At 34.2% G+C, this 21,795-nt stretch carries 21 protein-coding genes; 18 read left to right on the top strand and 3 right to left on the bottom strand.

Annotation, left to right across the window (positions count from 1 at the left end):
* The first annotated feature begins 78 nt into the window (after positions 1 to 78).
* On the top strand, positions 79 to 501 hold the full coding sequence (locus NSS86_RS11325; RefSeq protein WP_001146763.1) for a carboxymuconolactone decarboxylase family protein: 423 nt from the start codon (positions 79 to 81) through the stop codon (positions 499 to 501).
* A gap of 112 nt (positions 502 to 613) precedes the next feature.
* Here NSS86_RS11325 and NSS86_RS11320 read toward each other — a convergent pair whose 3' ends face one another.
* Complete coding sequence (locus NSS86_RS11320) at positions 614 to 2,152, bottom strand: AbgT family transporter (RefSeq protein WP_000202034.1); 1,539 nt, start codon at positions 2,150 to 2,152, stop codon at positions 614 to 616.
* A 234-nt stretch (positions 2,153 to 2,386) separates the two neighbouring features.
* Between NSS86_RS11320 and NSS86_RS11315 the strand changes: the two genes are divergently transcribed.
* The 11 genes from NSS86_RS11315 (at position 2,387) to NSS86_RS11265 (ending at position 14,020) form a co-directional block, all read left to right on the top strand.
* Complete coding sequence (locus NSS86_RS11315) at positions 2,387 to 3,205, top strand: SDR family oxidoreductase (protein WP_000824948.1); 819 nt, start codon at positions 2,387 to 2,389, stop codon at positions 3,203 to 3,205.
* 99 nt (positions 3,206 to 3,304) lie between these two features.
* A complete protein-coding gene (locus tag NSS86_RS11310; protein ID WP_001026122.1) occupies positions 3,305 to 4,072 on the top strand; it encodes an MBL fold metallo-hydrolase in 768 nt (255 codons plus the stop codon).
* Positions 4,073 to 4,761: 689 nt separating this feature from the next.
* Positions 4,762 to 5,583 (top strand): histidine racemase CntK, encoded by an 822-nt coding sequence (gene cntK, locus NSS86_RS11305; RefSeq protein ID WP_001081693.1) that lies wholly within the window; start codon positions 4,762 to 4,764, stop codon positions 5,581 to 5,583.
* A 10-nt stretch (positions 5,584 to 5,593) separates the two neighbouring features.
* Positions 5,594 to 6,412, top strand: coding sequence for a D-histidine (S)-2-aminobutanoyltransferase CntL (gene cntL, locus NSS86_RS11300; RefSeq protein ID WP_001058848.1), 819 nt, complete (start codon positions 5,594 to 5,596; stop codon positions 6,410 to 6,412).
* Positions 6,405 to 7,706 (top strand): staphylopine dehydrogenase CntM, encoded by a 1,302-nt coding sequence (cntM, locus tag NSS86_RS11295; RefSeq protein WP_000040588.1) that lies wholly within the window; start codon positions 6,405 to 6,407, stop codon positions 7,704 to 7,706. The genes cntL and cntM overlap by 8 nt, the downstream gene beginning before the upstream one ends.
* 142 nt (positions 7,707 to 7,848) lie before the next feature.
* A complete protein-coding gene (gene cntA, locus NSS86_RS11290) occupies positions 7,849 to 9,447 on the top strand; it encodes a staphylopine-dependent metal ABC transporter substrate-binding protein CntA (protein WP_001229087.1) in 1,599 nt (532 codons plus the stop codon).
* A 12-nt stretch (positions 9,448 to 9,459) separates the two neighbouring features.
* Complete coding sequence (gene opp1B / locus NSS86_RS11285) at positions 9,460 to 10,395, top strand: nickel/cobalt ABC transporter permease (protein ID WP_000472243.1); 936 nt, start codon at positions 9,460 to 9,462, stop codon at positions 10,393 to 10,395.
* Positions 10,392 to 11,261: a nickel/cobalt ABC transporter permease gene (opp1C, locus tag NSS86_RS11280; RefSeq protein ID WP_000584759.1), complete on the top strand. Its 870-nt coding sequence runs from the start codon at positions 10,392 to 10,394 to the stop codon at positions 11,259 to 11,261. The genes opp1B and opp1C overlap by 4 nt, the downstream gene beginning before the upstream one ends.
* A complete protein-coding gene (locus NSS86_RS11275; RefSeq protein WP_000173871.1) occupies positions 11,258 to 12,073 on the top strand; it encodes an ABC transporter ATP-binding protein in 816 nt (271 codons plus the stop codon). The genes opp1C and NSS86_RS11275 overlap by 4 nt, the downstream gene beginning before the upstream one ends.
* Positions 12,066 to 12,815 (top strand): ABC transporter ATP-binding protein, encoded by a 750-nt coding sequence (locus NSS86_RS11270; protein WP_000598772.1) that lies wholly within the window; start codon positions 12,066 to 12,068, stop codon positions 12,813 to 12,815. The genes NSS86_RS11275 and NSS86_RS11270 overlap by 8 nt, the downstream gene beginning before the upstream one ends.
* 11 nt (positions 12,816 to 12,826) lie before the next feature.
* Entirely contained in the window at positions 12,827 to 14,020 is a 1,194-nt protein-coding gene (locus NSS86_RS11265) for an MFS transporter (protein WP_000675401.1), read from the top strand.
* Positions 14,021 to 14,381: 361 nt separating this feature from the next.
* On the opposite strand, the gene lnsB is transcribed toward NSS86_RS11265, so the two are convergent.
* Complete coding sequence (lnsB, locus tag NSS86_RS11260; RefSeq protein ID WP_000072462.1) at positions 14,382 to 15,131, bottom strand: CPBP family lipoprotein N-acylation protein LnsB; 750 nt, start codon at positions 15,129 to 15,131, stop codon at positions 14,382 to 14,384.
* A 194-nt stretch (positions 15,132 to 15,325) separates the two neighbouring features.
* Here lnsB and NSS86_RS11255 point away from each other — a divergent pair, with 194 nt between their 5' ends.
* Positions 15,326 to 16,903, top strand: a complete 1,578-nt coding sequence (locus NSS86_RS11255) for an FMN-binding glutamate synthase family protein (RefSeq protein ID WP_000143494.1) — start codon at positions 15,326 to 15,328, stop codon at positions 16,901 to 16,903.
* A 167-nt stretch (positions 16,904 to 17,070) separates the two neighbouring features.
* Here the strand turns inward: NSS86_RS11255 and NSS86_RS11250 are convergent, their stop codons facing one another.
* Positions 17,071 to 17,526, bottom strand: coding sequence for a DUF1307 domain-containing protein (locus NSS86_RS11250; RefSeq protein ID WP_000732076.1), 456 nt, complete (start codon positions 17,524 to 17,526; stop codon positions 17,071 to 17,073).
* 358 nt (positions 17,527 to 17,884) lie between these two features.
* Between NSS86_RS11250 and NSS86_RS11245 the strand changes: the two genes are divergently transcribed.
* The 5 genes from NSS86_RS11245 (at position 17,885) to fetB (ending at position 21,518) form a co-directional block, all read left to right on the top strand.
* Positions 17,885 to 18,142 (top strand): type II toxin-antitoxin system Phd/YefM family antitoxin, encoded by a 258-nt coding sequence (locus NSS86_RS11245; protein ID WP_000587616.1) that lies wholly within the window; start codon positions 17,885 to 17,887, stop codon positions 18,140 to 18,142.
* Complete coding sequence (locus tag NSS86_RS11240) at positions 18,142 to 18,408, top strand: Txe/YoeB family addiction module toxin (protein WP_000074049.1); 267 nt, start codon at positions 18,142 to 18,144, stop codon at positions 18,406 to 18,408. Before NSS86_RS11245 ends, NSS86_RS11240 begins: the two co-directional genes overlap by 1 nt.
* Before the next feature lie 354 nt (positions 18,409 to 18,762).
* Entirely contained in the window at positions 18,763 to 19,839 is a 1,077-nt protein-coding gene (locus NSS86_RS11235) for a M42 family metallopeptidase (RefSeq protein WP_001076673.1), read from the top strand.
* Between the two features lie 247 nt (positions 19,840 to 20,086).
* A complete protein-coding gene (locus tag NSS86_RS11230) occupies positions 20,087 to 20,749 on the top strand; it encodes an ATP-binding cassette domain-containing protein (RefSeq protein ID WP_000923526.1) in 663 nt (220 codons plus the stop codon).
* Positions 20,742 to 21,518, top strand: coding sequence for an iron export ABC transporter permease subunit FetB (gene fetB, locus NSS86_RS11225; protein WP_000072149.1), 777 nt, complete (start codon positions 20,742 to 20,744; stop codon positions 21,516 to 21,518). The genes NSS86_RS11230 and fetB overlap by 8 nt, the downstream gene beginning before the upstream one ends.
* Positions 21,519 to 21,795: the final 277 nt, after the last annotated feature.

Raw genomic sequence — 21,795 nt, 5'->3', positions numbered from 1 at the left:
ATTTTAAATTCTATCCAATATTGTTCGAAGTGTAGTATCACTGGATTGGTATTAAACAATGTAAAGGAGAGATTGCAAATGCCGTATAATTACAAGAAACAAAATGGAGAGTTAATGTCTGTAATGAGCCAAGGTGAAAAGTTTATTCATCAATCACCGGTTAATGATGAACTTAGTGCATTGATTAAGTTATTAATTTCAAAAATTAACGGTTGTCATTATTGTGTTGATATCCATAAAAAAGAATTAAAGGAATTGGGTGTAACACAAATGAAAATTGATGAAGTCTTGAGTTTTAGACATTTAGATTTATTTACTGATCAAGAAAAAGTGACGCTTGAATTTGCAGAAATGTTAAATTCAATCAAAGACTTTAAGAAGTTTGAAATTATTGACCGGCTAAAATCATTTTATGATGAAGAACAAATTATTGATCTTGTCTTTGTTGTAAACCAAATTAACGGTTGGAACAGACTAAATATTATTAGTGATAGACTATAATTGTTCATATAAATGCAGAGTTTCATCTCGAACGCTATATCATAACAAATCATGCCACTATACAGGTCAAATCTTGTATAGTGGCATTTTTAATTTATCCCTTTGAATACTGTTATTTAACGAATATCGGTCCACCTGGTCCAACAGGGATACCTAATAAGAACCAAATGATGACAAATACTGTCCATACAATGCTTAGCGCGATTGAATACGGCATTAAACTAGAAAGTAAGGCTCCGAGTTTCATGCGTTTATCGTATTTTTGTGCATAAGTTAATAATAAAGGTAAGTACGGCATCATCGGTGTAATTGGATTGGTAATTGAATCGCCTACACGGTAAATGACTTGCGTAAATGCGGGATGAAAGCCGATAAGGATTAACATTGGTACGAATATCGGTCCTAAAATACCCCATTTAGCCGATGCGCTTCCGATTAACATGTTGACCATTGCACTCAGTACAATAATACCTAGTATCAATACAATACCGTTTTGATGTTCTAATAATTTGGCACCTTTAACAGCAGCGATAATTCCTAAATTACTCCACTTTAAATACGCAAGTAGCTGTGCTGCAAAAAACACAATAACGATAAATGTTCCCATTGATCCTACAGCATCGCCGAACATTTTACCTAAGTCTTTTGTATTTTTAATTTCTTTGCTTAAAATCCCATAAACTAATCCAGGTACTAAAAATACGACAAGAATAATTAATCCGACACCGTTAATTAATGGCGCATCGTCTAGTAAGCTGCCTGTTTTAGCATTTCTTAAAAAACTATGTTCAGGAATAGCTGTAATAATTAATAAAATAATTGTGACTATGAAACTGATATTTGCCCATTTTAAAGCATGTGCTTCTTTGTCAGTAATATGTGAAGATGCTTCTTCATGGTCATCATGCATTAAACTGTCATCATATTTTCCTAATCTAGGAATAATGAGCTTAGTTGTAACTAGCAATATCGTAGGAAGTAATACAACGACACTCGCTGCGATAAAGTACCAGTTCATAGCAACGTTTGTTTTAATAGAATCTGAAACGATACGTGTTGCCGGTTCTGTAAATGAATAGACCAAAGCATCTTGCATACCAACAACTATATTTGCTGCAAATCCTCCAACAGCGGAAGCATATGCCATCGTTAAACCAGCAATAGGGTGATAGCCAATTTTAATAAAAAGCATTGCTGCAAGCGGCGGCAAGATAATTGTCGCAGCATCGCCGGCTGTACTACCTAAAATACCAATTAATATAATAGTCGGTAAAATTAAAAATCGTGGTGCGCGATTCACAACAGAAATCATTAACTTATCGAAGTATCCTGTTTTCTCTGCAACACCAATACCAATCATCACTGCTAGTACTAAGCCTAATGCTGGGAACTCTGAGAAATTTTTAATCGTATCATTCATTATCATCGTAAATCCATCATGGCTAATTATATTTTTAATATAAATGGTTTGATGCGTACCTGGATGCTTAACAGATACATTAAATAATGAGATAACCCACGTCATAATGGCTAAGCCCACACACATTAAAAAGAATAAGACGCTAGGATCTGGCAATTTATTTCCAATTTTTTCAACACTATTCAAGAAACGATTGACGATAGACCCCTTTTGTTGATGTTTTGATGTCATCAATGATTCCCCCCTTTGTTAAATATTTAAAGTGTAACAAAAAATACTCTCAAAAGTAACAATTTTCAGAAAATGAAAAGACTAATATTGTTAAATATTTTGAGTTATTCAATAGAAATTGTATAGCAGAGAGTAGCTAAGACTGCCTGGAGACTTATCTATTAGGTTTATGAAGCATTGAACAGTGGAAAATAAGGACTGTAAGTTTAAGATATGTTGTATAGGAGTGACTGAATGAAACGTTTGGAAAATAAAGTTGCAGTCGTAACAGGAGCAAGTACAGGTATCGGACAAGCTTCTGCAATCGCTTTAGCTCAAGAAGGTGCGTATGTATTGGCGGTAGACATAGCTGAAGCGGTATCGGAGACTGTCGATAAAATTAAAAGTAACGGTGACAATGCGAAGGCGTATAATGTGGATATTTCAGATGAACAACAAGTGGTAGACTTTGTGTCTGACATAAAGGAACAGTTTGGAAGAATCGATGTGTTGTTTAATAATGCCGGTGTGGATAATGCGGCTGGTAGAATTCATGAGTATCCAATAGATGTGTATGACAAGATTATGAATGTAGATATGCGTGGGACAATTTTAATGACGAAAATGATGTTACCTTTAATGATGAATCAAGGTGGCTCTATTGTTAATACGTCTTCATTTTCAGGACAGGCAGAAGATTTGTATCGCTCAGGATATAATGCTGCGAAAGGCGCAGTGATTAATTTTACAAAATCAATCGCAATTGAGTATGGTCGTGATGGCATTCGATCCAATGCAATTGCACCAGGTACAATTGAAACCCCGTTAGTAGATAAACTGACAGGTACGAGTGAGGATGATGCAGGTAAAACATTTAGAGAAAATCAAAAATGGATGACTCCGCTGGGACGTTTAGGTAAACCAGAAGAAGTTGCTAAATTAGTAGTCTTCTTAGCATCTGACGACAGTTCATTCATAACTGGAGAGACGATTCGAATTGATGGTGGTGTGATGGCTTACACATGGCCTGGCGAGATGTTAAGTGATGATTCGTGGAAGCGGACATTGGAATAATTATTTAAAATCGATATCCAGTGGAAAAGAATTTGGCATGAAGTAGGCAATGTATGCATATTGTCGCAATGACAGACATATGAAATAGGGGGATTTAACATGAATATTAGACATATAAGAAATGCCACGGCCGTGATTGAGTATGGAGGTAAACGCATTTTGATTGATCCAATGTTAAGTGATAAAGGTTCATTTGACCCTTTTCCAAATTCACCGAGACAAGATCAAAAAAACCCACTTGTAGAACTACCCATGGCAATTGAAGACATTATAAATGACATCGATTTAGTGATTTTAACGCATTTGCATATTGATCATTTTGATCCGAAAGCAATTGAAGTATTGCCGAAAGATATTAAAATTTACGCACAAAATGAAGAAGATGCTAGTGAAGTAGAGCGTTATGGGTTTACAAATGTTTCTGTATTTAATGATGTGACACACATTGGAGAAATTGAGTTGATTAAAACAGATGCTCAACATGGTCATGGTGAAATTTTGAAGATGACAGGACATGTTCACGGCATGATTTTAAAACATTCTGAAGAGCCGACATTATACTTAGCAGCAGATACAGTTTGGTTTGAAGGGGTTGAAAAAGCATTAAAAACGTATCAACCAGATGTTGTTGTTCTTAATGGTGGTGCAAATCAATTCTTTGAAGGTGGGCCGTTAGTTATGGATGAACATGATGTGTTAAAAGTTGCTAATACATTGCCACTTGCGCAAATTGTTGTTGTGCATATGGAAGCGGTCAATCATTGGCATTTATCTCGTAAAGAGCTGAATGAATTTATAAATTCTAACGACTTAGGTAATAGAGTTGTTGTACCAAATGACGGGGAATTATTAACCTTTGAAAAATAAATGTTTGTTTATTTGATGAAGTGTATTGCTTAAAGCTAGTTTTAACGTATTTTACGTTGAAGCTGGTTTTTTTGTTTGATAAAAATTTTCAAAAGACTTGAATGTGCTGAGAATACGATGTTTATGGAAAGATTATCAAAATATAAATGTGCATTCATTTACAACCTTTATTGACAATGATTCTCAACTAATATAGTATATAATCAAATCGTAATAGTTACGATTTGATTTCTGCAACTTTTTTGAAGTTTTAGTTGAGGTGAAAACAGTAAAAGCATCTAAGTGAATGAAGTTAACGGACAACTGCATTCACTTGTAGAGCCACAAGAAGCAACTTTAAATAAGGTTTACGGTTGCATGTTGATGAAACAACCGATTACTAAGTCATGCTTTCCACTATGCGGATTAGCATGACTTACCTAATAGATGGGAAAATATTAGGTTCTTTTTATAAAAATTACAAGGTTTAGAGGAATACAGTTGTTTGCTTCGCACCAACTGCATAAGAGCCATGGTTTTCGCTTTTGCGGGTTAGCATGACTTACCTAATAGATGGGAAAATATTAGGTTCATCTTCTAAAAATTACAGTTTTAGAGGAATACAGTTGCTTGCTTCGCACCAACTGCATAAGAGCCTCTAATTACTTATGGTAAAAGAGGCTCTAAAAATACATCTAAAGGAGTGTCGTATGAATCGGCAGGTTATAGAATTTTCTAAGTATAATCCTTCGGGGAATATGACGATACTTGTTCATTCAAAACATGATGCTAGTGAATATGCATCTATCGCCAATCAGTTGATGGCCGCAACACATGTATGTTGTGAACAGGTAGGCTTTATAGAATCAACACAAAATGATGATGGCAATGATTTTCACTTAGTTATGAGCGGTAATGAATTTTGCGGTAATGCGACGATGTCATATATACATCATTTGCAGGAAAGTCATTTGCTTAAAGACCAACAGTTTAAGGTGAAGGTATCTGGCTGTTCGGATTTAGTGCAATGCGCAATTCATGATTGCCAATACTATGAAGTTCAAATGCCACAAGCCCATCGTGTTGTGCCAACAACAATTAATATGGGTAATCATTCATGGAAAGCATTAGAAATTATTTATGAAACATATGTACATTATGTGATTCCAGTTAAACAAGTAACAACTGAAATTCAACATTTGGTTGAAGCATTTGTGCGTGAGCAACAATGGAGTCACAAATATAAAACAGTAGGTATGATGCTTTTTGATGAACAACGTCAATTTTTACAGCCATTAATCTATATACCAGAAATTCAAAGTTTAATTTGGGAAAATAGCTGTGGTTCTGGTACAGCATCAATTGGGGTTTTTAATAATTATCAACGTAATGACGCATGCAAAGATTTTACAGTACATCAGCCAGGGGGCAGTATTTTAGTGACATCAAAGCGATGTCATCAATTGGGATATCAAACTTCAATTAAAGGACAGGTTACAACTGTAGCTACAGGAAAAGCATATATAGAATAAGGAGCCTACAATGAATAACTTTAATAATGAAATCAAATTGATATTACAACAATATTTGGAAAAGTTTGAAGCGCATTACGAGCGTGTATTACAAGACGATCAATATATCGAAGCATTAGAAACATTGATGGATGACTATAGTGAATTTATTTTAAATCCTATTTATGAACAACAATTTAATGCTTGGCGTGACGTTGAAGAAAAAGCACAATTAATAAAATCACTGCAATATATTACAGCGCAGTGTGTTAAACAAGTGGAAGTCATTAGAGCTAGACGTCTATTAGACGGACAGGCGTCTACCACAGGTTACTTTGACAATATAGAACATTGTATTGATGAAGAGTTTGGACAATGTAGTATCACTAGCAATGACAAATTATTGTTAGTTGGTTCAGGTGCATATCCAATGACGTTAATTCAAGTAGCAAAAGAAACAGGTGCTTCAGTTATCGGTATTGATATTGATCCACAAGCCGTTGACCTAGGGCGCAGAATCGTTAACGTCTTAGCACCAAATGAAGATATAACAATTACGGATCAAAAGGTATCTGAACTTAAAGATATCAAAGATGTGACGCATATCATATTCAGCTCGACAATTCCTTTAAAGTACAGCATTTTAGAAGAATTATATGATTTAACAAATGAAAATGTCGTAGTTGCAATGCGCTTTGGTGATGGCATCAAAGCAATATTTAATTATCCGTCACAAGAAACAGCGGAAGATAAGTGGCAATGTGTGAATAAACATATGAGACCACAGCAAATTTTTGATATAGCACTTTATAAAAAAGCAGCTATAAAGGTAGGTATTACGGATGTCTAAATTATTAATGATAGGCACTGGTCCGGTCGCAATCCAATTAGCGAATATTTGCTATTTAAAATCAGATTATGAGATTGATATGGTTGGACGTGCCTCAACATCAGAAAAATCAAAACGCTTATATCAAGCGTATAAAAAAGAGAAACAATTTGAAGTCAAAATACAAAACGAGGCGCATCAACATCTGGAAGGTAAGTTTGAAATTAATCGTTTGTATAAAGATGTTAAAAACGTTAAGGGTGAATACGAAACGGTTGTCATGGCATGCACAGCAGATGCTTATTATGACACACTACAGCAATTGTCGTTAGAAACTTTGCAAAGTGTCAAACATGTCATTTTAATTTCACCGACATTTGGATCGCAAATGATTGTGGAACAATTTATGTCTAAGTTCAGTCAGGATATCGAAGTGATTTCATTTTCAACTTATCTTGGCGATACACGTATTGTTGATAAAGAAGCACCTAATCATGTGTTGACAACAGGTGTAAAAAAGAAATTGTACATGGGATCGACACATTCAAACTCAACAATGTGTCAACGAATCTCTGCTTTAGCTGAGCAATTGAAGATTCAATTAGAAGTCGTTGAATCGCCACTGCATGCTGAAACACGTAACAGTTCGCTTTATGTGCACCCGCCACTATTTATGAATGACTTTTCATTGAAAGCCATTTTCGAAGGAACGGATGTACCGGTTTATGTGTATAAGTTATTTCCTGAAGGACCGATAACGATGACATTAATCCGTGAAATGCGTTTAATGTGGAAGGAAATGATGGCTATTTTACAAGCATTTAGAGTGCCGTCAGTCAACCTGCTTCAATTTATGGTGAAGGAAAATTATCCAGTACGTCCTGAAACTTTGGATGAAGGTGATATTGAGCATTTCGAAATCTTGCCAGATATCTTACAAGAATATCTGCTTTATGTAAGATACACCGCAATCCTCATTGATCCATTTTCACAGCCAGACGAAAACGGACATTACTTTGATTTTTCAGCTGTACCATTTAAGCAAGTCTATAAAAATGAACAGGATGTTGTTCAAATTCCAAGAATGCCAAGTGAAGATTATTACAGAACGGCGATGATTCAGCATATTGGGAAAATGTTAGGTATCAAAACGCCAATGATTGATCAGTTCCTAACTCGCTATGAAGCAAGTTGCCAGGCGTACAAGGATATGCACCAAGATCAACAACTATCTTCTCAATTTAATACAAATCTATTTGAAGGAGATAAGGCACTCGTCACAAAATTTTTGGAAATCAATAGAACGCTTTCATAATAAGGGTTTGAAGTTTTATAATAGAAAAAAATTATTGAATTATGTTTGACATTTACATAAAAATAAGCAAATAATTGAGAAAAATAATCATTACGATTTGATTAAGTAATGCAACTTATCAATTTAGAAAGAGGAAAAGCAAATGAGAAAACTAACTAAAATGAGTGCAATGTTACTTGCATCAGGGCTAATTTTAACTGGTTGTGGCGGTAATAAAGGTTTAGAGGAGAAAAAAGAAAACAAGCAATTAACGTATACGACGGTTAAAGATATCGGTGATATGAATCCGCATGTTTACGGTGGATCAATGTCTGCTGAAAGTATGATATACGAGCCGCTTGTACGTAACACGAAAGATGGTATTAAGCCTTTACTAGCTAAAAAATGGGATGTGTCTGAAGATGGGAAGACTTATACATTCCATTTAAGAGATGATGTGAAATTCCATGATGGAACAACATTTGATGCTGACGCAGTTAAGAAAAATATTGATGCGGTTCAACAAAATAAAAAATTGCATTCTTGGTTAAAGATTTCAACATTAATTGACAATGTTAAAGTTAAAGATAAGTACACGGTTGAATTGAATTTGAAAGAAGCATATCAACCTGCATTGGCTGAATTAGCGATGCCTCGTCCATATGTATTTGTGTCTCCAAAAGACTTTAAAAACGGTACAACAAAAGATGGCGTTAAAAAGTTCGATGGTACTGGTCCATTTAAATTAGGTGAACACAAAAAAGATGAGTCTGCAGACTTTAACAAAAATGATCAATACTGGGGCGAAAAGTCTAAACTTAACAAAGTACAAGCAAAAGTAATGCCTGCTGGTGAAACAGCATTCCTATCAATGAAAAAAGGTGAAACGAACTTTGCCTTCACAGATGATAGAGGTACGGATAGCTTAGACAAAGACTCTTTAAAACAATTGAAAGATACAGGTGACTATCAAGTTAAGCGTAGTCAACCTATGAATACGAAAATGTTAGTTGTCAATTCTGGTAAAAAAGATAACGCTGTCAGTGACAAAACAGTCAGACAAGCGATTGGTCATATGGTAAACAGAGATAAAATTGCCAAAGAAATTTTAGATGGTCAAGAAAAACCAGCAACTCAATTATTTGCGAAAAATGTAACAGACATTAATTTCGATATGCCAACACGTAAGTATGACCTTAAAAAAGCAGAATCATTATTAGATGAAGCTGGTTGGAAGAAAGGTAAAGACAGTGATGTTCGTCAAAAAGATGGTAAAAACCTTGAAATGGCAATGTACTATGACAAAGGTTCTTCAAGTCAAAAAGAACAAGCAGAATACTTACAAGCAGAATTTAAGAAAATGGGTATTAAGTTAAACATCAATGGCGAAACATCAGATAAAATTGCTGAACGTCGTACTTCTGGTGATTATGACTTAATGTTCAACCAAACTTGGGGATTATTGTACGATCCACAAAGTACTATTGCAGCATTTAAAGCGAAAAATGGTTATGAAAGTGCAACATCAGGCATTGAGAACAAAGATAAAATATACAACAGCATTGATGACGCATTTAAAATCCAAAACGGTAAAGAGCGTTCAGACGCTTATAAAAACATTTTGAAACAAATTGATGATGAAGGTATCTTTATCCCTATTTCACACGGTAGTATGACAGTTGTTGCGCCGAAAGATTTAGAAAAAGTATCATTCACACAATCACAGTATGAATTACCATTCAATGAAATGCAGTATAAATAAAGGAGCAATTAGATGTTCAAATTTATCTTAAAACGTATTGCGCTCATGTTTCCATTAGTGATTGTAGTAAGTTTTATGACATTTCTATTGACGTATATTACAAATGAAAATCCAGCTGTGACAATTTTACATGCACAAGGAACGCCAAATGTAACACCAGAGTTGATTGCAGAAACGAATGAAAAGTACGGTTTCAATGATCCATTATTAATTCAATATAAAAACTGGTTACTTGAAGCGATGCAATTTAATTTTGGTACAAGTTACATTACAGGGGATCCTGTTGCTGAACGCATTGGCCCAGCATTTATGAACACATTGAAATTAACAATAATTTCAAGTGTTATGGTGATGATTACATCAATTATTTTAGGTGTAGTTAGTGCATTAAAAAGAGGAAAGTTCACTGATCGTGCGATACGTTCAGTGGCTTTCTTTCTAACTGCATTACCATCATATTGGATAGCTTCAATACTTATTATTTACGTTTCAGTGAAGTTAAACATATTGCCGACTTCTGGATTAACAGGTCCAGAAAGTTACATATTGCCAGTGATCGTTATTACGATTGCCTATGCTGGTATTTACTTTAGAAATGTTAGACGCTCGATGGTGGAACAATTAAATGAAGATTATGTACTTTATTTAAGAGCAAGCGGTGTGAAATCTATCACATTAATGTTGCATGTGTTGCGTAATGCTATACAAGTTGCGGTATCAATCTTTTGTATGTCTATACCAATGATAATGGGTGGACTAGTTGTTATCGAGTATATCTTTGCATGGCCTGGACTAGGTCAATTAAGTTTAAAAGCAATACTTGAACACGATTTTCCAGTCATTCAAGCATATGTATTAATTGTAGCGGTATTATTTATTGTATTTAATACATTAGCAGATATCATTAATGCGCTATTAAATCCAAGATTAAGGGAGGGCGCACGATGATAATTTTAAAACGATTATTACAAGATAAAGGTGCAGTAATTGCTTTAGGCATTATTGTATTATATGTCTTTTTAGGATTAGCAGCACCACTTGTGACATTTTATGATCCTAACCATATCGATACAGCAAACAAATTTGCTGGCATCAGTTTTCAACATCTACTAGGTACTGACCATTTAGGTAGAGATATTTTAACTAGGTTAATTTATGCGATTAGACCAAGTTTGTTATATGTCTTTGTTGCGCTATTTGTTTCTGTACTTATTGGATCTATTTTAGGATTCTTATCAGGATATTTCCAAGGGTTTGTTGACGCCTTAATCATGCGTGCGTGTGATGTTATGTTGGCATTCCCAAGTTATGTTGTAACGTTAGCATTAATTGCATTGTTTGGAATGGGTGCCGAAAATATTATCATGGCATTTATTTTGACGCGTTGGGCATGGTTCTGTCGTGTTATACGTACAAGTGTTATGCAGTACACTGCTTCTGACCATGTCAGATTTGCTAAAACAATCGGTATGAATGATATGAAAATTATTCACAAACATATTATGCCGTTAACATTAGCAGATATTGCTATCATCTCTAGTAGTTCGATGTGTTCAATGATCTTGCAAATATCTGGCTTTTCATTTTTAGGATTAGGTGTCAAAGCGCCTACTGCAGAGTGGGGCATGATGCTTAACGAAGCTAGAAAAGTGATGTTTACACATCCTGAAATGATGTTTGCGCCAGGTATTGCCATAGTGATTATAGTGATGGCATTTAACTTCTTATCCGATGCTTTACAAATTGCTATTGATCCCCGCATCTCTTCTAAAGATAAACTTCGTTCTGTGAAAAAAGGAGTGGTGCAATCATGACATTGTTAACAGTTAAGCATTTGACGATTACAGATACCTGGACAGATCAACCACTCGTGAGTGATGTGAATTTTACATTAACTAAGGGTGAAACTTTAGGCGTTATTGGAGAAAGTGGTAGCGGTAAATCAATTACATGCAAATCGATTATTGGTTTGAATCCCGAACGACTCGGGGTGACAGGTGAAATTATCTTTGATGGTACATCAATGTTGTCATTATCTGAATCGCAACGGAAAAAGTACCGTGGTAAAGATATTGCGATGGTCATGCAACAAGGTAGTCGTGCCTTTGACCCATCAACTACTGTCGGTAAACAAATGTTTGAGACTATGAAAGTACATACGTCAATGTCTACACAAGAAATTGAAAAGACATTGATTGAATATATGGATTATTTAAGTTTGAAAGATCCTAAACGTATATTAAAATCATACCCTTACATGTTATCAGGAGGAATGTTACAGCGATTGATGATTGCTTTAGCGTTAGCTTTGAAACCAAAGTTAATCATTGCTGATGAGCCGACAACGGCTTTAGATACAATTACACAATATGATGTACTGGAAGCATTTATAGATATTAAAAAACACTTTGACTGTGCGATGATTTTCATTTCACATGATTTAACGGTTATTAACAAGATTGCAGACCGTGTTGTTGTGATGAAAAATGGTCAACTGATAGAGCATGGTACACGTGAATCAGTCTTGCATCATCCAGAACATGTTTATACGAAGTATTTATTATCAACGAAGAAGAAGATTAATGATCATTTTAAACATGTGATGAGGGGTGATGTACATGATTAAAGTTACAGATGTTGAAAAATCATATCAAAGCGCACATGTTTTTAAGCGTCGTCGAACACCTATCGTGAAAGGTGTGTCATTTGAGTGTCCAATCGGTGCGACGATTGCGATTATCGGAGAAAGTGGTAGCGGTAAATCGACGTTGAGTCGTATGATATTAGGTATTGAGAAACCGGATAAAGGCTGTGTAACCTTAAATGATCTACCGATGCATAAGAAGAAAGTCAGACGTCATCAAATTGGTGCTGTATTTCAAGATTATACGTCATCATTACACCCATTTCAGACTGTTAGAGAAATCTTATTTGAAGTGATGTGTCAATGTGATGGACAACCTAAAGAAGTTATGGAAGTCCAAGCAATTACATTGTTGGAAGAAGTCGGTCTATCTAAGGCATACATGGATAAATATCCTAATATGTTATCAGGTGGAGAAGCGCAGCGTGTTGCGATTGCGCGTGCAATATGTATTAACCCTAAATATATTTTGTTTGATGAAGCCATTAGTTCACTCGACATGTCAATTCAAACACAAATATTAGATTTATTGATTCATTTACGTGAAACGCGTCAGTTGAGTTATATTTTTATCACACATGATATTCAAGCTGCCACGTATTTATGTGATCAATTAATTATTTTTAAAAACGGAAAAATAGAAGAACAAATTCCGACAAGCGCATTGCATAAAAGTGACAATGCTTATACAAGAGAATTAATAGAAAAACAACTATCATTCTAAGGAGTGAGATAATGAAAGGTGCAATGGCTTGGCCCTTTTTGAGATTATATATATTAACATTGATGTTCTTTAGTGCCAATGCAATCTTAAACGTATTTATACCGTTACGAGGGCATGATTTAGGCGCAACGAATACGGTTATCGGTATCGTTATGGGGGCATACATGTTAACAGCAATGGTGTTTCGACCATGGGCAGGACAAATTATTGCTCGTGTCGGTCCCATTAAAGTTTTAAGAATTATTTTGATCATCAATGCCATAGCTTTAATTATTTATGGTTTTACTGGATTAGAAGGTTATTTCGTAGCACGTGTTATGCAAGGTGTGTGTACGGCATTCTTTTCTATGTCTTTACAGTTAGGTATTATTGATGCATTACCAGAGGAACATCGTTCTGAAGGTGTATCATTGTACTCGCTATTTTCAACGATTCCAAACTTAATTGGACCATTAGTTGCCGTAGGTATTTGGAATGCAAATAATATTTCACTATTTGCAATTGTCATTATCTTTATCGCATTAACAACAACATTCTTTGGCTATCGCGTGACCTTTGCTGAACAGGAACCCGATACGTCAGATAAGATTGAAAAAATGCCGTTTAACGCTGTAACTGTTTTTGCGCAATTTTTCAAAAATAAAGAGTTGTTGAACAGTGGTATTATCATGATTGTTGCATCGATTGTATTTGGTGCAGTTAGTACATTTGTACCGTTATACACAGTGAGTTTAGGATTCGCGAATGCGGGAATCTTTTTGACAATACAGGCCATCGCAGTTGTTGCGGCAAGATTTTACTTAAGGAAATACATTCCGTCAGATGGTATGTGGCATCCTAAATATATGGTATCTGTACTATCATTATTAGTAATCGCGTCATTTGTAGTGGCATTTGGTCCGCAAGTAGGTGCAATTATTTTCTATGGTAGTGCGATATTAATAGGAATGACGCAAGCAATGGTGTACCCAACATTAACATCATACTTAAGCTTCGTCTTACCAAAAGTAGGTCGTAATATGTTGTTAGGTTTATTTATTGCCTGTGCAGACTTAGGTATATCGTTAGGTGGCGCATTGATGGGACCTATTTCCGATTTAGTAGGATTTAAATGGATGTATCTAATTTGTGGTATGTTAGTCATTGTAATAATGATTATGAGTTTCTTGAAAAAGCCAACACCACGTCCAGCGAGTAGTCTTTAATGAAGTGAATTAAAGCATATTAAGTTAATGAATATTTAAATTTTAAAAGGTATATTGAGCATGGCGATTCATGGGAGTGGGACAGAAATGATATTTTCGAAAAATTTATTTCGTCGTCCCACCCCGGCAAGGTTGACTAGAATTGAAAAAAGCTTGTTACAAGCGCATTTTCGTTCAGTCAACTACTGCCAATATAACTTTGTAGAGCATTGAACATTGATTTATGTCTCAGGCTCTCTATATGGCTCGTTTTTAGAACGACAGTATATCTAAATAAAGCACGCTTAAAAGTGAGTTGTGATACTGACTTTTAAGTGTGCTTTTTGATGTGTATGGATAATGGATAATACTCTGAAAAATTTTACATGAAAATATGCAAAACGAGTATAACTGCTAATTGATAGAAATAGCTCACCATAAAATTACGGTTTGACTTTAAATATAAGTAAGTCGCACTACTAGCTAGTATCAATGCTGGAATGAATTCCCACCATGTATTAATGTATGGATAATAGTACAGTGTTTCAAGGATAACGGATAATACTATTGTAATCTTTAAAGGTATTAATCTGCTTAATTCTTGAATTAAAATATGACGGAAAATAAGTTGGCAAATCAAAGTATTTAATATAATGGTTAACCACAACATTACTATTAAACTGATGGAACCATAATCTCTAATGAGCGGGTAAATGTCAAAGACAGTAAAGGCATCTACATTTAGTGCGAAAATATCGAAATAATTTAAAAGTAAAAAGAGTACGACACTTAGTGTAAATGATATAAGAATATGCCATTTATATTTGGTGCTGGCAATGATTTGCGTACGTATCATCGGAACAAATGCATCTTCATGCATCCGACGAAAAATAGCTAGTGAAATAATAACTGCGAGTAAATAGCTAATGTTCATTGAAATAGGAAAAGAGAAACCCCATGGGGCTTGTTGAGTGAATACAGCTACTAACCCAAAAGTTAAAAAGACGATAATGATTGGCAAGATGTTAACCAAAAATATATAAAGGAAAATAAATCCAATATCACGTTTGAAAAAACGCGATTGTTCAGTAGCGTATTCTTCTTCTATGTAATGTTTATTTGTATTTGACATAGTATACCTCTTAAATAGTTGTATTATATAGATACTTTAGCACATATTACTTTGTATTGTATGTTTTATACATTAAAATTTAAAATGAAAAACATATCATAAAATTGTTTTATAAAATGAAGCGCTTCCATTGTGTTTTGTTTTGTAAGGTGTATCATAAATATTGAATTGAAATTTTGGGGGGAGGTATTGTAATGACGTTTCTTACAGTCATGCAATTTATAGTTAACATTATCGTTGTAGGCTTCCTGCTTACGGTTATTGTTATCGGGCTTATTTGGTTAATTAAAGATAAAAGACAATCACAACATAGTGTATTAAGGAATTATCCTTTACTAGCACGTATTAGATATATTTCAGAAAAAATGGGACCGGAATTACGTCAGTATTTATTTTCTGGGGATAATGAAGGGAAACCTTTTTCACGTAATGATTATAAAAATATCGTTTTGGCTGGAAAATATAACTCTCGTATGACCAGCTTCGGTACTACTAAAGATTATCAAGACGGCTTTTACATACAGAACACAATGTTTCCGATGCAACGTAATGAGATTTCAGTAGATAATACAACATTGTTATCAACATTCATTTATAAAATCGCGAATGAGCGTTTATTTAGTCGTGAAGAATATCGTGTACCGACAAAGATTGATCCGTATTACTTAAGTGATGACCATGCAATAAAATTAGGTGAACATTTAAAACATCCATTTATTTTAAAACGTATCGTAGGACAATCTGGTATGAGTTATGGCGCTTTAGGAAAAAATGCCATTACAGCTTTATCTAAAGGTCTAGCTAAAGCGGGCACTTGGATGAATACAGGTGAAGGTGGCTTATCAGAATATCATTTAAAAGGTAATGGGGATATCATTTTCCAAATTGGTCCCGGTTTATTTGGTGTTCGTGATAAAGAAGGTAATTTTAGTGAAGGTTTATTTAAAGAGGTCGCACAGTTATCTAACGTACGCGCATTTGAGCTGAAGTTGGCACAAGGTGCTAAGACTCGTGGTGGTCATATGGAAGCTGAAAAGGTAAACGAAGAAATTGCTAAAATCCGAAATGTTGAACCTTATAAAACAATCAATTCACCTAACCGTTACGAATTTATTCATAATGCTGAAGATTTGATTCGTTTCGTCGATCAGTTGCAGCAATTAGGTCAAAAACCAGTAGGATTCAAAATTGTAGTAAGCAAAGTTTCAGAAATTGAAACACTTGTACGTACGATGGTGGAACTAGATAAGTATCCAAGCTTTATTACGATTGATGGTGGTGAAGGTGGTACTGGTGCAACATTCCAAGAATTACAAGATGGTGTTGGCTTACCGCTATTTACAGCTCTACCTATTGTGTCTGGCATGTTAGAAAAATATGGTATTCGAGATAAAGTGAAATTGGCGGCATCTGGTAAGTTAGTGACACCAGATAAAATTGCGATTGCACTAGGTTTAGGTGCAGATTTTGTAAATATCGCACGTGGCATGATGATTAGTGTCGGTTGTATTATGAGTCAACAATGCCATATGAATACATGTCCTGTAGGTGTTGCAACGACAGATGCGAAAAAAGAAAAAGCATTGATTGTTGGAGAAAAGCAATATCGTGTCACAAACTATGTAACAAGTTTGCATGAAGGCTTATTCAATATTGCAGCAGCTGTTGGCGTATCCAGTCCTACAGAAATTACTGCTGATCATATTGTATATCGAAAAGTCGATGGTGAGTTACAAACGATACATGATTATAAATTGAAATTGATTAGTTGATTTATCTATTTCGAGAAAATGAAAGCAGCGGATTTTAGTGTTACTGCAAATAATTTTATATTAGTAGTGGATGCTGGTCACACAAGAATTTCAAATATTAAAGCCCTCAGAATATGAATTAAGGTTTGTATCCTTAGTCTTATCTGAGGGCATTTTTATGTTATAAACTATTTGTCGTCCATTTTATCTTTTTCTTTTAAACCTCTGTGCTTTAATTGCTTTTCAAGTTTTTCAAAACTAATATCTTTATTTTCTTTAGTTGAAACACCAAGACGTTTATTTAATTTTTTCATGTCAACTTCTGTGTAATCTATGTCTAAGTGTTCAATTGCTTTTTTATCTTTATAGTCTACTTTGTATTTTACGCCTTTAAGGTCTTTGAAAATACTTTCAGATTTGGCGAATAACTTTTTGGCTTCGTCTTTATCCATACCTAGATCGTCATATTTAATTGTGTTGATTGTAGACTGTTTTAAAACCTTATCATCTTTATATGTGATAGAAGTTAGTACATGTTTACCACTAACATCACCTTCATATGTTTTGGTTTGTTCTTTACCACAAGCTGATAATGCAATGATACAAATTAATGCTACTACAATTAATGAACATAATTTTTTCAAAGTCAGTCGCCTTCTTTCGATATTTGTATTATAAAGAAATTATAACATTTACTAAAAAATGATGTTATTCAAAAATTTAAATTTTGTCATTTTTTTTGAAGATATGAGTTTTTTAAGCGGATTCCTCACAAAATTTTAAAAATATTTAAGCCTGAAAAATGATAAAGCGGTAGGGAACGTAGTGTGTTCCACTGCTGATTTCTTTTTGAGCATTATAGACGGTATGTTGGAAGAAAAGAACAAAAGCTTGTGTACGATAGCATATAGGTATTAAGAATACGATGAACTCGTTGGCAATATTGACGTACTCAAGTGCGTACGCTATAATTAGCGTAACAGAAAACAAAGGAGGGTTTATATGATTATCACTAGCCCTACAGAAGCGAGAAAAGATTTTTATCAATTACTAAAAAATGTTAATAATAATCACGAACCAATTTATATTAGTGGCAATAATGCCGAAAATAATGCTGTGATTATAGGTTTAGAAGATTGGAAAAGTATACAAGAGACAATATATCTTGAATCTACTGGTACAATGGACAAAGTAAGAGAAAGAGAAAAAGATAATAGTGGTACAACAAATATAGATGATATTGATTGGGATAATCTTTAATGAGCAATTACACGGTTAAGATTAAAAATTCAGCGAAATCAGATTTAAGGAAAATAAAACATTCTTATTTAAAGAAGTCATTTTTAGAAATTGTTGAGACTTTAAAAAATGATCCGTATAAAATAACACAATCTTTTGAAAAATTAGAGCCTAAATATTTAGAGCGATATTCAAGAAGAATTAACCATCAGCACAGGGTCGTCTATACCGTAGATGATCGAAATAAAGAAGTATTAATACTATCGGCATGGTCACATTATGATTAATGAATATTCAATATCTGAATAACTTTAATGGTAAGTTAATTAAAGAAACTAGTATTTAAGTGTAGGGAAAATAGCGACGTTAATGCGTTGTTATCTCTACACTTTTTAATTTTATAATAGCGCAAGACTAAACAAATTGAAATTAGTAACAATAAAAGAATAACATATTATAATAAGGAATTTTAAATTGTGACTTTTTCGGAATATTAAATTTTAAAAATATGAGGTTTTTGAAGCGGATTTCTCACAAAATTTTAAAAAATTTAAGCCTGAAAATGATAAAGCGGTAGGGAACGTTTTTCTGAAAGTTAGTGATACAATAGTTTTAAGTTGAAATACAGGAGGATGAATAACATGAATCAGTCAGTCAAATTACTTAAACATTTAACAGATGTAAACGGCATTGCTGGTTATGAAATGCAAGTTAAAGAAGCAATGCGTAACTATATAGAGCCTGTCAGTGATCAAATTATTGAAGATAACTTGGGTGGCATTTTTGGAAAGAAAAATGCTGAGAATGGTCAATACTCAATTATGATTTCTGGTCATATGGATGAAGTTGGTTTTATGGTAACAAAGATTGATAAACATGGTTTTATTTCATTTACGCCAGTTGGTGGATGGTGGAATCAAGTCATGCTATCTCAAAAAGTAACGATTACAACAGATTCGGGCAAAGAAATTAGAGGTATCATCGGTTCTAAACCGCCACATGTCTTAACGCCTGAAGAACGTAAAAAGCCAATGGAAATCAAAAATATGTTTATAGATATTGGTGTTAGTAGCAAGGAAGAAGCTGAAGAAGCTGGCGTTGAAGTAGGCAATATGGTAACGCCATATAGTGAATTTGAAGTGCTTGCAAATGATAAATATTTAACTGCGAAAGCATTTGATAATCGCTATGGCTGTGCATTAGCTGTTGAGGTATTAAAACGTTTAAAAGATGAAAATATTGGAATTAACTTATACAGTGGTGCCACAGTGCAAGAAGAAGTTGGTTTGCGTGGTGCGAAAGTGGCAGCGAATACAATTAAACCAGATTTGGCGATAGCTGTCGATGTAGGTATTGCTTATGATACCCCAGGTATGTCAGGTCAAACGAGCGATAGTAAACTAGGCGGTGGTCCAGTTGTCATTATGATGGATGCTACAAGTATTGCTCACCAAGGTTTGCGTAAGCATATTAAAGATGTAGCTAAGGAACATAACATCGAAGTACAATGGGATACGACACCAGGTGGAGGTACAGATGCGGGAAGTATTCATGTCGCAAATGAAGGTATTCCAACGATGACAATCGGTGTTACGCTGCGATACATGCATTCTAATGTTTCAGTGCTCAATGTAGATGATTATGAAAATTCTATCCGTCTTGTTACTGAAATTGTCCGTTCATTGAATGATGAAAGTTATAAAAATATCATGTGGTAATCAAATCCATAAATAATAAAGAATCCTTTTAATATGGTAGGTTGTTAAACAATTGTCTAACTTTAATTCTTAGTCATTAGACAGTATCCATGTTAATAGGATTTTTTGTTTTTAATTTAAATGCTGAAAATCAATTATGCCTAAATTTTGATATTACAAGAAAATGATTTTTTCTTAAATGTAATTGCACTAAAAACCAAAAAAACGGGAATAATATACCTGATATATTACATGAGGAGCGGTGCAAATGTTGTTAGAAATTAAAGATTTAGTGTATAAAGCGAGCGATAGAATCATACTAGATCATATCAGTCTAAAAGTAGATAAAGGCGAGAGTATTGCCATTATAGGTCCATCAGGTAGTGGTAAAAGTACATTTCAAAAGCAAATATGTAATTTGATTAGTCCAACTAGTGGAGAACTTTATTTTAAAGGTAAACCCTATAATGATTATGACCCGGAAGAATTGCGTCAACGAATCAGTTATTTGATGCAGCAAAGTGACTTGTTTGGTGAAACGATTGAAGATAACATGATATTCCCATCACTTGCACGTAATGATAAATTTGATAGAAAACGTGCAAAGCAATTAATTAAAGATGTCGGTTTGGGACATTATCAATTAAGTTCGGAAGTGGAAAATATGTCGGGTGGTGAGCGGCAAAGAATTGCTATAGCGCGCCAACTGATGTATACACCGGATATTCTTTTATTAGATGAATCGACCAGTGCATTAGACGTTAATAATAAAGAAAAGATAGAAAATATCATTTTTAAGTTAGTGGAACAGGATGTTGCTATCATGTGGATTACCCATAGTGATGATCAAAGTATGAGACATTTTCAAAAGCGCATAACGATTGTTGATGGCAAAATTTCTAAGGTTGAGGAGTTGAATCAACATGAGTAATACGGCACTTGGATTGACGGCATTGCTTTTAGTCATTCCGATTATCATTTCATATAAAGAAGGTTTACATATTATTAAAGATTTAATTGTTGCGACACTACGCGCAGTGGTGCAATTAATCATTTTGGGATTTTTGCTGCATTATATTTTTAAAATAAACGATAAATGGCTGCTTATTTTATGTGTATTGGTCATTATTATTAATGCATCATGGAATACAATTAGTCGAGCATCACCAGTGATGCATCATGTGTTTTGGATATCATTTCTAGCTATCTTCATTGGAACAGCATTACCACTTGCAGGTACTGTAGCTACAGGGGCAATTCATTTTACAGCCAATGAAGTTATACCTATCGGCGGCATGCTTGCAAATAATGGCTTGATTGCAATTAATTTAGCTTACCAGAATTTAGATCGTGCATTCGTACAAGATGGTACTAATATTGAATCTAAATTATCACTTGCAGCTACACCTAAATTGGCTTCTAAAGGTGCAATACGTGAAAGTATTCGTTTAGCTATAGTGCCAACAATTGATTCGGTTAAAACATATGGGCTTGTGTCGATTCCTGGTATGATGACAGGCTTAATTATTGGTGGCGTACCACCTTTACAAGCGATTAAATTTCAATTGTTAGTCGTGTTTATTCATACAACTGCGACCATTATGTCTGCTTTGATTGCGACATATTTAAGCTATGGTCAATTTTTCAATGCAAGACATCAATTAGTAGCACGAAATACGGATGTTAAGAGTGAATCATGATAGATTTTACTGCATCAGATTTAGGCATTAGTTTTAATTGGAAATGAAGTGACGCGCACATATAGTATCGCTATTCATTAACACAGCGAAAATATTCATAAAGGCACGCATACTTTGTAGTCAGTTATCTGTTCTGACATATAAAGCGTGCGTGCTTTTTTGAAGACATTGTTGAAACTGAAGTAATTATACATAATTATTAAATGACATACTTGTGTTAATTTTTCAAATACTGAAAAACAATTTCAATAATTTTCCATTTAAGCACAGAAAATTA

It is taken from the genome of Staphylococcus sp. FSL W8-0056 (genome assembly GCF_037963075.1).
Lineage (GTDB): Bacteria > Bacillota > Bacilli > Staphylococcales > Staphylococcaceae > Staphylococcus > Staphylococcus aureus.
Note: the sequence above shows the minus strand (reverse complement) of the source record. Positions and strands in the feature narration are given on the sequence as shown.

Bases quoted from the DNA above. Each gene is read 5' to 3' on its own strand.
- NSS86_RS11325 (WP_001146763.1), top strand. From the start codon at position 79: ATGCCGTATAATTACAAGAAACAAAATGGAGAGTTAATGTCTGTAATG.
- NSS86_RS11320 (WP_000202034.1), bottom strand. From the start codon at position 2,152: ATGACATCAAAACATCAACAAAAGGGGTCTATCGTCAATCGTTTCTTG.
- NSS86_RS11315 (WP_000824948.1), top strand. From the start codon at position 2,387: ATGAAACGTTTGGAAAATAAAGTTGCAGTCGTAACAGGAGCAAGTACA.
- NSS86_RS11310 (WP_001026122.1), top strand. From the start codon at position 3,305: ATGAATATTAGACATATAAGAAATGCCACGGCCGTGATTGAGTATGGA.
- cntK (WP_001081693.1), top strand. From the start codon at position 4,762: ATGAATCGGCAGGTTATAGAATTTTCTAAGTATAATCCTTCGGGGAAT.
- cntL (WP_001058848.1), top strand. From the start codon at position 5,594: ATGAATAACTTTAATAATGAAATCAAATTGATATTACAACAATATTTG.
- cntM (WP_000040588.1), top strand. From the start codon at position 6,405: ATGTCTAAATTATTAATGATAGGCACTGGTCCGGTCGCAATCCAATTA.
- cntA (WP_001229087.1), top strand. From the start codon at position 7,849: ATGAGAAAACTAACTAAAATGAGTGCAATGTTACTTGCATCAGGGCTA.
- opp1B (WP_000472243.1), top strand. From the start codon at position 9,460: ATGTTCAAATTTATCTTAAAACGTATTGCGCTCATGTTTCCATTAGTG.
- opp1C (WP_000584759.1), top strand. From the start codon at position 10,392: ATGATAATTTTAAAACGATTATTACAAGATAAAGGTGCAGTAATTGCT.
- NSS86_RS11275 (WP_000173871.1), top strand. From the start codon at position 11,258: ATGACATTGTTAACAGTTAAGCATTTGACGATTACAGATACCTGGACA.
- NSS86_RS11270 (WP_000598772.1), top strand. From the start codon at position 12,066: ATGATTAAAGTTACAGATGTTGAAAAATCATATCAAAGCGCACATGTT.
- NSS86_RS11265 (WP_000675401.1), top strand. From the start codon at position 12,827: ATGAAAGGTGCAATGGCTTGGCCCTTTTTGAGATTATATATATTAACA.
- lnsB (WP_000072462.1), bottom strand. From the start codon at position 15,131: ATGTCAAATACAAATAAACATTACATAGAAGAAGAATACGCTACTGAA.
- NSS86_RS11255 (WP_000143494.1), top strand. From the start codon at position 15,326: ATGACGTTTCTTACAGTCATGCAATTTATAGTTAACATTATCGTTGTA.
- NSS86_RS11245 (WP_000587616.1), top strand. From the start codon at position 17,885: ATGATTATCACTAGCCCTACAGAAGCGAGAAAAGATTTTTATCAATTA.
- NSS86_RS11240 (WP_000074049.1), top strand. From the start codon at position 18,142: ATGAGCAATTACACGGTTAAGATTAAAAATTCAGCGAAATCAGATTTA.
- NSS86_RS11235 (WP_001076673.1), top strand. From the start codon at position 18,763: ATGAATCAGTCAGTCAAATTACTTAAACATTTAACAGATGTAAACGGC.
- NSS86_RS11230 (WP_000923526.1), top strand. From the start codon at position 20,087: ATGTTGTTAGAAATTAAAGATTTAGTGTATAAAGCGAGCGATAGAATC.
- fetB (WP_000072149.1), top strand. From the start codon at position 20,742: ATGAGTAATACGGCACTTGGATTGACGGCATTGCTTTTAGTCATTCCG.